At 72.1% G+C, this 13,572-nt stretch carries 12 protein-coding genes and 1 other RNA gene; 5 read left to right on the forward strand and 8 right to left on the reverse strand.

Annotated features, from left to right (window positions below):
* Positions 1 to 122: 122 nt before the first annotated feature.
* Complete coding sequence (locus tag ACH4FX_RS14365) at positions 123 to 2,177, forward strand: alkyl/aryl-sulfatase (protein WP_398478625.1); 2,055 nt, start codon at positions 123 to 125, stop codon at positions 2,175 to 2,177.
* Between the two features lie 58 nt (positions 2,178 to 2,235).
* On the opposite strand, the gene eda is transcribed toward ACH4FX_RS14365, so the two are convergent.
* Positions 2,236 to 2,889 (reverse strand): bifunctional 4-hydroxy-2-oxoglutarate aldolase/2-dehydro-3-deoxy-phosphogluconate aldolase, encoded by a 654-nt coding sequence (gene eda, locus ACH4FX_RS14370; protein WP_398478627.1) that lies wholly within the window; start codon positions 2,887 to 2,889, stop codon positions 2,236 to 2,238.
* Between the two features lie 61 nt (positions 2,890 to 2,950).
* Entirely contained in the window at positions 2,951 to 3,748 is a 798-nt protein-coding gene (gene yaaA, locus ACH4FX_RS14375; protein WP_398478629.1) for a peroxide stress protein YaaA, read from the reverse strand.
* Between the two features lie 110 nt (positions 3,749 to 3,858).
* On the opposite strand from yaaA, the gene ACH4FX_RS14380 reads away from it, so the two are divergent.
* A complete protein-coding gene (locus ACH4FX_RS14380; protein WP_398478631.1) occupies positions 3,859 to 5,322 on the forward strand; it encodes an RNB domain-containing ribonuclease in 1,464 nt (487 codons plus the stop codon).
* On the opposite strand, the gene ACH4FX_RS14385 is transcribed toward ACH4FX_RS14380, so the two are convergent.
* Positions 5,309 to 5,992, reverse strand: a complete 684-nt coding sequence (locus ACH4FX_RS14385; RefSeq protein WP_398478633.1) for a hypothetical protein — start codon at positions 5,990 to 5,992, stop codon at positions 5,309 to 5,311. The two genes, ACH4FX_RS14380 and ACH4FX_RS14385, sit on opposite strands and share 14 nt — an antisense overlap.
* 99 nt (positions 5,993 to 6,091) lie before the next feature.
* On the opposite strand from ACH4FX_RS14385, the gene rnpB reads away from it, so the two are divergent.
* Together rnpB and ACH4FX_RS14395 are read left to right on the forward strand one after the other, a co-directional pair.
* Positions 6,092 to 6,494: RNase P RNA component class A (gene rnpB, locus ACH4FX_RS14390), an RNA gene on the forward strand.
* A gap of 386 nt (positions 6,495 to 6,880) precedes the next feature.
* Complete coding sequence (locus tag ACH4FX_RS14395; RefSeq protein ID WP_398478635.1) at positions 6,881 to 7,435, forward strand: hypothetical protein; 555 nt, start codon at positions 6,881 to 6,883, stop codon at positions 7,433 to 7,435.
* Between the two features lie 72 nt (positions 7,436 to 7,507).
* Here ACH4FX_RS14395 and ACH4FX_RS14400 read toward each other — a convergent pair whose 3' ends face one another.
* Entirely contained in the window at positions 7,508 to 7,747 is a 240-nt protein-coding gene (locus tag ACH4FX_RS14400) for a hypothetical protein (protein ID WP_398478637.1), read from the reverse strand.
* Positions 7,748 to 7,881: 134 nt separating this feature from the next.
* Between ACH4FX_RS14400 and ACH4FX_RS14405 the strand changes: the two genes are divergently transcribed.
* On the forward strand, positions 7,882 to 8,382 hold the full coding sequence (locus tag ACH4FX_RS14405) for a peptidylprolyl isomerase (RefSeq protein WP_398478639.1): 501 nt from the start codon (positions 7,882 to 7,884) through the stop codon (positions 8,380 to 8,382).
* Positions 8,383 to 8,485: 103 nt separating this feature from the next.
* On the opposite strand, the gene ACH4FX_RS14410 is transcribed toward ACH4FX_RS14405, so the two are convergent.
* The 4 genes from ACH4FX_RS14410 to ACH4FX_RS14425 all read right to left on the reverse strand — a co-directional run bounded on the left by ACH4FX_RS14410 (position 8,486) and on the right by ACH4FX_RS14425 (position 13,511).
* On the reverse strand, positions 8,486 to 8,563 hold the full coding sequence (locus ACH4FX_RS14410) for a 50S ribosomal protein bL37 (protein WP_370443954.1): 78 nt from the start codon (positions 8,561 to 8,563) through the stop codon (positions 8,486 to 8,488).
* Between the two features lie 213 nt (positions 8,564 to 8,776).
* Positions 8,777 to 10,966, reverse strand: coding sequence for an ArnT family glycosyltransferase (locus ACH4FX_RS14415; protein ID WP_398478640.1), 2,190 nt, complete (start codon positions 10,964 to 10,966; stop codon positions 8,777 to 8,779).
* Positions 10,967 to 11,125: 159 nt separating this feature from the next.
* The gene (locus ACH4FX_RS14420) at positions 11,126 to 12,013 is read right to left on the reverse strand and encodes a methyltransferase domain-containing protein (RefSeq protein WP_398478642.1); all 888 of its coding nucleotides are present in this window, start codon (positions 12,011 to 12,013) and stop codon (positions 11,126 to 11,128) included.
* A gap of 412 nt (positions 12,014 to 12,425) precedes the next feature.
* Positions 12,426 to 13,511, reverse strand: a complete 1,086-nt coding sequence (locus tag ACH4FX_RS14425) for a trypsin-like serine peptidase (RefSeq protein ID WP_398478644.1) — start codon at positions 13,509 to 13,511, stop codon at positions 12,426 to 12,428.
* Between the last annotated feature and the right edge of the window lie 61 nt (positions 13,512 to 13,572).

Raw genomic sequence — 13,572 nt, forward strand, 5'->3', positions numbered from 1 at the left:
TGGCTTGATCGGTTCCTTGATCCGAGCCCACCGTCTTCATAGCGTCGCCGGCAGACCGGGACGCGGCCGGCGTCCTTTTCCCGCCGCATGCGTGCATTCCGCATGCCTGTACGGAGGTTGGTATGGCCAGCGAGTACACCGAACCCGTCGAGATTTCCCCGTCCGTCGCGGAAGCCAACCGGAAGGCCGCGGAGCGCCTCGCGGAGCGCGATTCGCGGGACTTCGAGGACGCGAACCGGCAACTGCTGGCGCGGCCGGACGTCCCGGTGATCCACTCCCGGTCGGACAGCGATGAGGTGGTGTGGAGCTTCACCGCGTACGACTTCCTCACCGACGGCGGCGAGCAGGCGCCCCCCACGGTCGACCCGAGCCTGTGGCGCCAGGGGATGCTCACCGCGACGGCCGGGCTCTTCCTGGTCGCTTCCGGCCCGGGCCGGGCCGTCTACCAGGTGCGCGGCTACGACCTGTCCAACATGACGATCATCGAGGGGGACAGCGGGATCATCGTCATCGACCCGCTGGCCTGCTACGAGACCGCGCAGGCCGCGCTCAGGCTGTACCGCGACACCACCGGCAACAGCGGCCCGGTCCGTGCGCTGATCTACACCCACAGCCACGTCGACCACTTCGGCGGCGCCCGCGGCCTGTTCGCGGAACGGAACGACGAGGTGCCCGCGGACCTGCCGGTCATCGCACCCGAGGGGTTCCTGGAGCACGCGGTCAGCGAGAACGTCTACGCGGGCCCGGCAATGGCGCGCCGCGCCGAGTACATGTACGCCGCGAAGCTGGACAAGAGCCCGTACGCGCAGGTCGGGTGCGGGCTGGGGCTGACCGTCTCCACCGGCGAGGTCACCCTGCTGCCGCCGACCGACTCCATCGGCGGCACCCGGGCCGTCACCAGCGACGACTGGTCGCCCGCCGACGTCATCCCGTGGCGGGCGGGGCTGCACCGCCGCGTCCTCGACGGCGTACGGCTGCTCTTCCAGCTGACGCCCGGCACCGAGGCGCCCGCGGAGATGAACATCTACCTCCCCGAACTCCAGGCCCTGTGCATGGCGGAGAACGCCACCCACAACCTGCACAACATCCTCAGCCTGCGCGGCGCCCAGGTGCGCGACGCACACGCCTGGGCGAAATACCTCACCGACGCGATCCAGACCTTCGGCGAGCACACCGAAGTGGAATTCGCCTCGCACCACTGGCCGCGCTGGGGCAAGGAGAGCATCCTCGAATTCCTGAGCAATCAGCGGGACATGTACGCCTACCTCAACGACCAGACGCTGCGGCTCATCAACCGGGGCCACACCGGAACCGAGATCGCCGAGGAACTGCGGCAGCTGCCGGCCGGTCTGGCCGAACACTGGTACAACCAGGGCTACTACGGCTCGCTCAGCCACAACTTCAAGGCCGTCTACCAGCGGTACATGGGCTGGTTCGACGGAAATCCGGCCCACCTGTGGAACCTGCCCCCGACCGCGGCCGGCACCCGCTACGTGGGGGCGATGGGCGGCGCCGAGGCCGTCGTACGGCAGGCGCAGGAGGCGTACGACCGCCGGGACGCCGACCCGGACGCGTACCGCTGGGTCGTGGAACTGCTCAACCACGTCATCTTCGCCGACCCCGCGACCGTCTCGGAGAAGGCGGTCCAGGACGCCAAGGCCCTCCAGATCAAGACCTTCGCCCAGCTCGGCTACGGCGCGGAGAACGGGCCGTGGCGCAACTTCTTCCTGACGGGCGCGGAGGAACTGCGGTCCGGCCGCCCGGAGCGGCCCGCCGGCAAGGGAGCGCCGGACCTGGTCCGCAGCATGAGCCTGGAGCAGGTCTTCGCGGCCATGGCGCGCAGCGTGGACGGGCCGGCGGCGGCGCGGGAACAGCGCGCCGCGATCGTGCTCCAGTGGCAGTTCACGGACACCCGGCAGGAGTGCACCACCACCCTGCGCAACGGTGTCCTGGTGTACGTCGAGGGCAAGGACCTGTACGCGGGCAAGCCGCAGGCCACCATCACCCTCACCAGGCCGGCGTTCGACTCGCTCATCCTCGAAGGGCCGCTGTTCCAGCGGAACTTCGACGCGGCGGTCAAGGCGGGCGCCATCCGCGTCGACGACCAGCCGGCCGCGGACACCGTCTTCGGCTACCTGACGGTGCCGGACCCGGTGTTCCCGATCGTCACGCCGTAGCACCCGTTCGCAGCGCCCGCACGCAGCACCCGTCCGGCCGCGTCGTCGCCACCGGCTCTCAGCGCAACGACGCGGCCTCGCGTGCCAGTTGCTCCACCCGGGCCCAGTCCTTCGCGCGGAGCGCGTCCGCCGGGAGCATCCACGTACCGCCCACGCAGCCCACGTTCGGCAGCGCCAGGTAGGCGGGCGCCGAGGCCAGGCCGATGCCGCCGGTCGGGCAGAACCGGGCGCGGGGGAGCGGCGCGGCCAGCGACTTCAGATACGCCGTGCCGCCCGCGGCCTCCGCGGGAAAGAACTTCATCTCGGTCACGCCCTCGTCCAGCAGCGTCACCACCTCCGACGCCGTCGAGACGCCGGGCAGGAACGGCAGGCCGGAGCGGCGCATCGCGGCGAGCAGCCGCGGCGACCACCCCGGGCTGACCAGGAAGCGGGAGCCCGCCGCGACCGCCGTGTCCACGTGTTCGGGGGTCAGCACCGTGCCCGCGCCGACCACCGCCTCCGGGACCGCGTCGGCGATGGCCCGGATCGCCTCGGGCGCGGCGGCCGTACGCAGCGTCACCTCGATGGCCGGGAGTCCGCCCGCCACGAGCGCGCGGGCGAGCGGCACGGCGTCGGCCGCGTCGTCGAGGACCACGACCGGGATCACGGGGGCGAGCCCCAGGACGGACGGCGGGGCGGCGGGGGAGGAGGCAGCGGTAGTCACGCTGCCCATAGTGCGCCGGGGCGCCATCGTCCGCAACGGTCGTTGCGGACGATGCAACGCGGTCCGGGTTCTACAGCTCCGTGACCACCACGTCGATCGCCCACGCCCTGCCCGCCTTGGCGGGCGCCTCGGCCTCCACCGCGTACCCGAGATCGCCCAGCGCCTCGACCAGCTCCGCGGGTCCCTCCGGCGTGCGCCCCGCCGTCAGCAGGTCCCGCACCAGCCGCCCCTTCGTCGCCTTGTTGAAGTGGCTGACCACTGACCGCTTCTCCACCCCGTCGACGATCTTCGACTGGAGCACCCGCACCGTCGCCGTACGCTCCGCGATCTCCCCCTTGGGCTTCCAGGCCGTCGCGTACGCCGCCGACCGCAGGTCCAGCACCAGCCCGTCCCCGGCGGCCTGCGGCAGCACCTCGGCCATCGGCGCGCGCCAGAACGCGCCCAGGGCGCCCAGCCCCGGCAGCTTCACCCCCATCGAGCAGCGGTACGACGGAATCCGGTCACCGATCCGCACCGCGCCCCACAGCCCCGAGAACACCAGCAGCGACGACTCGGCCAGCCGGCGCGCCTCCGGGGACAGCGTGCCGAGCCCCAGCGCGTCGTACAGCACACCCGTGTAGATCTCCCCGGCCGGGCGGGTCCCCGCCTCGCGCAGCCCGGCGTTCTTCGCGATCTCGCCCCGGAGCCCGTCGCTCAGCCCCAGGACCTCCTGCGCCTTCGTCTCGTCCGCAGCGCACAGCCCGACCAGCTCGTCGAGCACCGTCTCCCGCGCCGGCCCCAGCCCGGCCAGTGACAGCGCCCCCACGTCCAGCGGTTCCCCGCCCCCGGACGCGGCCTTCCCTTCGGACGGCGGCAACAACACGAGCACGCGCTTCTCCTAAACCTCCGGTGCACTGGCCCCGCCACTTTACGGCTCGCGGAAGGGGTGATCCGCCCACCGAGGGGCGGGCGCCCGCCGACCGCCCTACGCTCGAAAACATGCCCCGCCGCCACCTCCGCGTGACCGCAGCAGCAGAGGCCCCGCTGCGGACGGCGCTGCGTGAGCTGCGGACACGGCTGGACATCCCGCAGACCTTTCCGCTCTCGGCGCAGGCGGAGGCGGACAGCGCCGGGCACGCACCCCACCCGCCCGCCGACACGGCCGCCACCGACGCGACCGGCATCCCCCTGTTCACCATCGACCCGCCCGGCTCGATGGACCTCGACCAGGCCATGTACCTCTCCCGCCGCCCCAACGGCGGGTACCGCGTCCACTACGCCATCGCCGACGTGGCGTCCTTCGTCACCCCGGGCGGCGCCCTGGACGCCGAGGCGCACCGCCGCGTGCTGACCCTCTACTTCCCCGACGGGCGGGTCCCCCTGCACCCGCCCGTGCTCGGCGAGGACGCCGCCAGCCTGCTGCCCGACGAGGACCGCCCCGCCGTCCTGTGGCGGCTCGACCTCGACGCGGACGGCGCGCTGGTCTCGACGGACGTACGCCGCGCCCTCGTCCGCTCGCGCGCAAGAATGGACTACGAGGGCGTACAGCGCGCGCTCGACACCGGCACCGCCGAGGAGCCGCTGTGCCTCCTGCGCGAGATCGGCCGGCTCCGCGAGGAACAGGAGGCCGCCCGCGGCGGCATCTCCCTCAACGTCCCCGAGCAGGAGATCATCGAGCGCCCGGACGGATACACCCTCGCCTACCGCGCGCCCCGCCCCGCCGACGGCTGGAACGCCCAGCTCTCCCTGCTCACCGGCATGGCCGCGGCCGGCCTGATGCTCGCCTCCGGCACCGGCGTGCTCCGTACGCTGCCCACCGCCCCGGACGGCGCGGTCGCCCGCCTGCGCCGCACCTCCCGCGCCCTCGGCATCGACTGGCCCGCGCACACCTCGTACGCCGCCCTCGTCCGCACCCTCGACCCCACCCGCACCGCACACGCCGCCTTCCTCCAGGACTGCACGTCCCTGCTGCGCGGCGCGGGCTACACCGTCTTCGACGGCGACCCGCCCGCCCCGGAACACGCCCGGCACGCCGCCGTCGCCGCCCCGTACGCCCACGTCACCGCCCCGCTGCGACGGCTCGCCGACCGCTACGGCGCCGAACTGTGCCTGGCCGCGGCAGCCGGCGAGGAACCGCCGGACTGGGTCCGTGCGGCGCTGCCCGAGCTGCCCGGGGAGATGGCGGAGGGCAGCAGCCGGGCCCACCGCGTCGAGCGGGAGTGCGTCGACCTCGTCGAGGCGGCCCTGTTGCAGGACCGGCTCGGCGAGGTCTTCGACGGGTACGTGGTCGACGTCCAGGAGGAGCGGCCGGACCGGGGCACGGTGCACCTGTACGACCCGGCGGTGATCGGCCGGGTCGACGGCGGCGATCAGCTGCCGGCCCTGCCACTGGGCCACCGGCTACGCGTCCGCCTCACCGAAGCCGACCCCGGCCACGCCCCCGTCCGCTTCACCCCGGCGTGACCACACCCCGCCCGCTCCCTTCCCCCTGCTCCCCGCCCCGGCGGACGCACGCTTCCTCGACAGCGCCCCTGACAGCGACGACCGCGCCCCGGCCGTCATCCGCATGAAACCGAACCGTACGGACCGCCACCCGTTGCCCCAGCAGCTTCACGGCGGTGACCGGCTCGGTCAGTTCCACGGTGACGCAGGTCTGCGCCGCCACCGCCAGCTCCAGCACGCCGTCCCGTTCCGCGGACCGCCGTCCGGCCTCCTCCGTCTTCGGGAAGCGCAGGTCGTAGCGGACCGACGCGATCCGCTCCAGCGGTATCCACACGTCCAGCGCGGCACCGCCACGCACCCGCAGCCCGTCGGGCCCGAGGACGTGCGGCCGGGTGACGGCGGCGGCCTGGAAGCCCAGCACCATCAGCACCATGTAGACGTCGAGCACCAGCATGATCCAGTGCACGACCGGATACCGCGCGAGCAGGAACCCGACAACGACCGTCTCCACCGCGAACACGAACGCGATGCCGTACGTCATCGGCGCCTGCGCCCGCGCGTACCCCAGAGGCCGCAGGCCGGGCCCGACACCGTGCCGCCGCCGCGTCACCCACAGCCCCAGACTGGCCACCCACCGCCTCTCGTACGCCAGCAGCCGCCGCCCCCTGCCCATGCCAAGCCCGTCCCCCACGTAACGCCCCCTCTCCCTCGCCGCCCCCAGTAGACACGTCGCCGCTACGGCAAGGTCAAGCCTCGGCCGGGCGGCGGGTAGCATGGTCGGCACGGCGGACGAGCCGGCCGGACGGCCGCGTGGGGGTGCACCGCATCCCCCCGAGGAACGTCCGGGCTCCACAGGGCAGGGTGGTGGGTAACGCCCACCCGGGGTGACCCGCGGGACAGTGCCACAGAAAGCAGACCGCCGGGGACCTCGGTCCTCGGTAAGGGTGAAACGGTGGTGTAAGAGACCACCAGCCTCCGAGGTGACTCGGAGGGCTAGGTAAACCCCACCCGGAGCAAGGTCAAGAGGGGCCGTCGGCTGACGGCCCTGCGCGGACGTTCGAGGGCTGCCCGCCCGAGTCCGCGGGTAGACCGCACGAGGCTGCCGGCAACGGCAGCCCTAGATGGATGGCCGTCTCCCGACGGGCCGCAAGGCCCTTCGGCGACAGAACCCGGCGTACAGGCCGACTCGTCCGCCCCACTTCCCCTTGAGCTGCACAAAGAACCGCTACAGCTCCTCCAACACGGAGCTGAGGCGGTTCTGAGGCGGTTTTTCAATGATCTGCGTCGTCGGAGTCCTCGCCTCTCGCCCATGCAGCCAAGCGGCGAGTCCGCTGAGGCTTTCCAGCTCCAGGACTGTCGGTCATCGGGGCCCGCTGTGAGGCTCCGGCGTCCGAGATCAGATCGCTGCCTGCTGGGCCGGGGCTGCCCGGGCCGGCCATCCGGGCGCCCGTTCGATCGGCACTCTTCGTGTCCGAAGCATTACCGGGGCTGAAAACCCCCTGTTCAGAGCCCCTGTGACGACGGCAGCCTGATCTTCGCGCCGAAGATCGGCGTACCCCGTCTCTATGGGAGGAAGATCGTGAAGCGCGCGTTGCTCAGCCGCCCCACCCGTACCGTGGCCGTTGCAGGGGCCGGCTGTCTCGCCCTGATGATGACCCTCGCCGCCCCAGCCGCGAGCGCCGCGGCGCCGGCAGCCGACCCCGTCGTGTCCGGCAAGCCGTACTACCTCGTCGACACCAAGGTGAACCGGGGCGTCACCTTCGAGGCGTACGCGAACTGGGACTACGTCCTGCTGACCAACAGCCCCGGCAAGGGCACGCCTGTGGTGTTCAACAAGAAGGATGATGGCAGCTACACCATCAAGTCGACCAGTTCCAACTGGGGCGGCTACAACACCTGGTGCGTCTCCGGCGACGGGGTCTACCTCTCCAAGCCCGGCGAGTGCTCCAGCGGCATCGACAGCTTCGACTTCGTGCGCTCCTCGCAGGGCGGCGGCAGCTATACGCTCCGCGGGCACGGCACTGAGAACTACGCCACCTACTCGGTCGGCGGCAAGGGATGGCTCCAGATGTTCAACACCGTCCTGCCCAACTTCCGGGAGTTCGGCTACTTCAAGGCCACCCCGGCCAACTGACACCGTCGGGCCGCGGACCCGTCGGCGCCCTTCCCCGTGGAAGGGTGCCGACGGCCGTCCGAGCCGCACGGGTCAACCAACGAAGGCGAGATGCCTCGCGGTGTCGGCGGCCTGCGCGGCCGTGCTCTGCTTGGCGCCGTTGAGGTTGGCCGTGGCGTGCCGGGCCACCTCGCGCACCACCGTGCTCGGCTCACTGCGGGCGGCTCCGCGCCGGCCGGCGGTGGGCCGGGTGGGGATGCCGCAGCGCGCCATCGCGGTGACCCCGCCCTGACCCGGCCTGCTGAAGTTCACGCCGACGCCGACGCTGATCACTGGAAACCGCCTCAGAACCGCCTCGGCTCCGGAGCGACGGAGCCGGCGCGGTTCTTCGCCCGGTTCAGAGGGGTGATCGCGGTGCCGCCGACCTGCGGCCAGGTGGGTGCCGGGGAAATGGAAGGATGTCTTCCATGAGTTCCAACGTATTTTTCGATATCACCATCGACGACGAGGCCGCGGGCCGCATCGTCTTCAAGCTGTACGACGACGTCGTGCCCAAGACCGCCCGCAACTTCCGTGAGCTGGCCACCGGCGAGCACGGCTTCGGTTACGCCGGGTCGCCGTTCCACCGGGTCATCCCGGAGTTCATGCTCCAGGGCGGCGACTTCACCCGCCGCAACGGCACCGGCGGCAAGAGCATCTACGGCGACCGCTTCCCGGACGAGAACTTCGAGCTGAAGCACGACCGCCCGTTCCTGCTGTCCATGGCGAACGCCGGCCGCAACACCAACGGCTCGCAGTTCTTCATCACGACGGTGGCCACCCCGTGGCTGGACGGCGCGCACGTGGTGTTCGGCGAGGTCGTCGAGGGCACCGAGCTGGTGAAGCGGATCGAGGGGCTGGGCTCCCGCTCCGGCGCCACCTCCGCGAAGATCGAGGTGGCGTCCTCGGGCGTGGTGGAGGCCGCGTAACGGGTCCGCCGCGTCATATGAGTGAAGACCCCCGGGGCGGTGTCCGTCCCGGGGGTCTTCCCTATGCGTTCGCGCGTCCCTGCCGCCCGGCGGGCGGTGCCGCTCAGGACTGGGGACGGCTGCCGTGGTTGGCACCGTTCTTACGGCGGGCCTTCTTCTTACGGCGTCGCTTCGACGACATGGCGTCTCCTCTCCGCAGGGGGCTTTTCCTCCGCATTTCTACCATTTCATACCGGTGTCCTGCCCCCTGGTCCCGGGGCCGGATACCCGCCTCACGGATAGCCACACGTCTCGTGAGACACATCACGGTGAACGAGTGGGGGGTGGGGAGGGCACGGCGGGAGGGAGTGGGAGGAGGGGAGACGGGGAGGGGAGACGGGGAGGTCGGGCGGGTTCAGGGCGTGGGGCGTCGGGCGGGGGAGCAGTCGTAGAGGGGTTCGGGGAGCGAGGGGGCGGCGGAGGCGGCGTACGCCTTCGGATCGACCTTGGCGCAGGCCGAGCGGACCCAGGCGTTGATCTTCGCGGTCTCGGAGGCGGGGCGGCCCGTGCCGCCGTCCGCCCCGGTGGGGTTGAGCAGCGCGAAGCGCAGCTGCCCCGACGCGACCAGGTGCCGGTATTCGGCGAGCGTGACCGAGGTGGCCATCCCGGCGAAGCCGCCGAGCGGCAGGATCGGCAGGCCGGTGTGGGTGATCGCCCGGGAACGCGCCCAGCCGCCGTCGGCGGAGAGCGTGTACGTGGCGTTGCCGTTGTGCCGCCGGACGTAGTCGAGCAGGCGTTTCTGGGCGGCGGTGAGCGGCGCCTGCGACATGTCGTACGACGCGCCGCCCGCGCCGCCGTACACCGCGCTGCCCGGCGCGCCCCCGCCGGCGCTCTGGCCTCCCGGTCCCGCGTGTGCCTCGAACGACGAGCCCGCGTACCGCGTGTCCAGGACGGACAGCGACCAGGCGGCCGGCGCGGCGAACATGGCGAGGCAGGCTGCGGCCAGTGAGGTCACGGCGAGGGGCCGCAGGCGGGGGCCGGTGGCGCGGCCGTACGACAGGAGGCCCAGGCCGCCGATGACGGCCGCCACGGCGATCAGCGGGACGAGCCAGGGGGCGAAGTCCGTGTGCCCGGCGGCGATGGTGGAGGCCCAGGCCGCCTCCACGACGAGGGTGAGCGGGAGCAGGAGACGTGCCGGGCGGCGGCCGGCGGCGCGGTGCGTCCGCCACAGGGTGATGGCTCCGGCGGCGGACAGGGCGGCCAGCGCGGGGGCCAGCCCGGCCACGTACGCCGTGTGCGGGATGTCCACCACGCTCAGTACGACGGCCGTGGTCAGCAGCCAGGTGCCCCACATCAGCCAGCCGCCGCGCAGCCGGTCCGTACGGGGGCGCCGGCCGCGCTGCGCCAGGCCGTGGACGAGGCCGATCAGGGCGAGTGGGTAGAGCCAGCCGATCTGCGGGGTGAAGCGGGAGGTGAACAGCTTGTACCAGGTGTTCGGCTCGCTGCCGAGGCTGACCATTTTGCGGGCGCCGGGGTGCTGCTTCTTGGTGGGCGGGGCGGAGCCCTTGGTGGAGGGCGCGGTACCCCCGGCGGCCGGGTGCGTGCGGTCGGCGGGGTGGCCGTGGGGCGGGGCGGCTTTGCTGCCGGGGGCCGCAGGGGCGGTGGGGTCGGCGGGCCTGCTGAAGCCGTTGTACTCGAAGACCATCGACAGCGCGCTGTTGTTCGTCGAGCCGTCCGCGTACGGGCGGACGTCCTTCGGTGTGAACGTCATCATCAGCACCCACGAGAAGGACACCGCGAACAGCACCGCCCCCGCGGTCAGCAGATGGCCGAGCCGGGTGCGCAGTGTGACGGGTGCGGTGACGAAGTAGCCGACGGCCAGTGCGGGCACGACGAGCCAGGCCTGCATCATCTTGGCTTGGAAGGCCAGCCCGACCCAGACGCCGGCCCATACCAGGGAGCGCAGCCGGGCGCCGCCGACTGCCTTCTGGTAGCGGTCGACGGCCAGCAGCAGGCACATGAACAGGGCGGCGTCCGGGATCGCGTGACCGAACATGGAGGCGGTCACGGGCGTGAGCGTGAGCAGCCCGGCCGCGAGCAGCCCGGCCGCCGCGCCCTGCCAGCGTCGTACGACGCGGTACATGACGAGGACGGAGATGACGCCTTCGATGCATTGGGGGAGGGTCAGTGCCCAGGGGTGGAAGCCGAAGAGGCGGGCGGAGAGGGCCTGGGGCCAGAGGAAGCCGCCGATCTTGTCGAGGGTGGTGGTGGCGGCGGGGTCGTAGGCCGTGAACAGGAAGGCTTTCCAGCTCTCGGTCATGCTGCGGGCGGCGACCGAGTAGTAGGGGGCCAGGCCGCTGCTCGTGATGTTCCACGCGTACAGCAGCCCCGCCAGCGCGGCGATGCCGAGCAGCGCGGGCCGTGCCCAGCGGGGCTGGTCCTCGGGTGAGCGCCAGAACTCCCGGCGGTGGTGCGGCCGTTGGTCCGGGGCGGCGGGTAAGGGAGTGTGCCGGGCGGGGAGCGGGAGCGGTGTGGCGTCGGACGGGGAGGCGGAGGCGGGGGAGGCCGAGAAAAGGGGCAGGCCGAAGGCCGGTTTGGCGAACATAGGGGGAAGTCAGCTCTCGGATCGGTGCGGGGAGAGTCAGCGGAGGGGAGAAGGGGAGAGGAAGAGGCGGCCGGGCCCGGGCCGGTTCGCGGGGTGCAGGCGAACGGCGTGGTGCGGGCCCGGGCCGGGCGAAAGGCGGGGACCGGCGCCGGGACCGGGTCAGTCCTCCGGATTGCCGAGCAGCAGCAGGTAATAGTCCAGGTGCTTCTGGCAGAACGTACGGAACGGCTCCATCAGCGGATCGATATGGGCGGTCGCCTCCTTTCCGAAACGCTGCTCGATGGCATCCCGCTGCTCCTTGTAGAGGACGGACATCAGCTCGCCGCACAGCGCGATGTTCGACGTCATGTTCTGTATCCGCTCGACGCGGAAACCGGATTCCTCGATCTCGCCGAGCAGCGTCGTGAAGGCGGTGGGCGCCGGGGAGGCCCACATCCGGGTGAACGCGTCCACCTCCGCCTCGTCGGGCGTGCCGCGCCGGGCGAACTCGGTCAGCAGCAGATGGCCGCCGGGGCGCAGGACGCGCCGCACCTGGCGCAGCCCGGCGGGCCGGTCCGACAGGTGCGGGAAGCAGTCGATCGACCAGGCCGCGTCGAACGAGTCGTCCGGGAAGCCGAGCCGCATCACGTCGCCGTAGGCGAAGTCCACCCGCCCGGCCAGGCCGGCGGTGCGCAGCCGTTCCGCGCAGCGGGCGAGCTGTGCCCGGCTGACGGTGATGCCGGTGACCCGGCCGCCGGAGCGCTGCGCCAGCCGGATCGCCGGGCCGCCGGTGCCGCAGCCGATGTCGAGCAGGCGGGCGTCCGGCGGGAGCCCGCAGCCGGTCAGCACGTCGGCGAGGTACTCGGTCTGCCGGTCCTGGGCGAGGTCGGACAGGTCGAGCAGGGAGCCGACCGAGGTCCGTTCACCGTGCGGTACGAACATGCCGACGTGCAGGGCGCTGCTGCCGAGCAGCATGGCGAGCAGGTCGCCGAACCGGTCGTACATGGCGCCGACTTCTTCGGGAGCCGGTGCCGGGCCGCTGCTCGTGCCGTTGTCAGCCACTGTCATGGAAGTCCCCTCGGCGACGGGTGGTCGGACCGGGAATCAGTGAGCACGGAGTGCACTTCTGCTCCTTGGACGCTAGCACCACAAAGCACGGAACGGGTGTCTTCCATTCCGCAAGGAAAGGAATCGGACAGGAAATTCAAGATCCCTGCGGGCGGGCGGTGTTCGGGTAATTGCGGTCGCCCGTGCGGCGTCGATGAGTTTTCCATGAGAAGCGCATGAAAAAGCGTGAGAACAATGCTCCGCGTATATCGTGCGCCGCATAATCCGTGCGTCAATGGTGGGGCCGTCCCCGGGAACGAGAGCTCCGGGGATCAACCCCCGTGCGGTAGCCGCCGTCCGGAGGGGCGGGCGACGGCCCCACCTCCGGACGACGCGTGCCGCCGGGCCCGGCTCCGGCCCGGATGCGGGCGGATCAGCTGGACTGCGCCTGGTTGTAGAGGTTCTCGGCGTCGGCGCCGAAGTACGGCCCGAACATCCTGTTGGGCAGGAAGGTGTAGCCGAAGCTGTTCACGGAGGACTGGAGGCCGGTGCCCGTGGCCTCGTCGAAGCGGGTGAACCACGGGCCGCCGCTGGAGCCGCCGGTCATGTTGCAGGACATGCCGTGGTCCGTGGAGAACAGCGGGTCCTTGATGGTGTTGCCGCTGCAGTAGATGAGCTTGCTGCCGTCGTACGGCGCGGCGGCCGGATAGCCGAAGGCGTACATCGGCTTGTTGTAGCCGGTGTTGAAGGCCAGGCCCTGTCCGCCGACGACGTCGGTCAGCCGCTGCCCGTTCAGCGGGGCGACGACCGCGGCGCCCACGTCGTAGTTGATGTCCTCGCTCGCCGTCCACTGCGGTGTGGCGAGCGTCTTGGACGCGGCCCACTTGCCGTACGGGGCCTGGCCGTCGTGGTAGCCCGGCACGAAGATCCAGTCGCTGTGCCAGGCGCCGTTGAGCTTCACACAGTGCCCGGCGGTGATCACCGTGCTCTTGTTCGCGCTGGTGACGGCGTTGCCCGAGCAGGAGGCGGTCCGGCCCTGGTAGGTGAAGAACACCCGGCCCGCGGTGTTCGTGACGGCGCCGCCACCGGTCCACGGGGCGCCCGCCTGCGGGAAGGACTTGGGGACGGGGGCGGCCGCGGTGGTGGTGGGGAGGGTGGGACGTACGGTGCGCTCCGGGCCGCGCCGTACGGACGGGGCGGCGGTGTCCGCCGCCGTGCCGGAGCCCGGCGCCGCCTCGGCCCCGGTGGTCAGCAGGTCGAGCGGGGTGGCTTCGCGCATCCGCTCGGCCGTCCAGAAGCCGGCCACGGAGGACGCCGAGGACCCCGAGGCGGCGGGCGCTGACGCGGTGGTTCCGGTCCGCTCGGGCGCCGTACCCGTGCCGGACGTACCGGCCGCGCCGGCCGGGCCGGTCTGGAGGGCCGAGACGAGCAGGGCGCCGGCGGCGGTCAGGGCACCGGCGACGACACGGGACGCGCCGCGCCGGCGGGCGCCGTGGGAGGTGCTGACGATTCGTCTCACGCGTGACTCCTTCTGCGGGGCCGCGTGGCGAACCGCGCGGCCGTCGACTACGTGGCCGCGG

This window comes from Streptomyces sp. NPDC018019 (genome assembly GCF_044327805.1).
Lineage (GTDB): Bacteria > Actinomycetota > Actinomycetes > Streptomycetales > Streptomycetaceae > Streptomyces.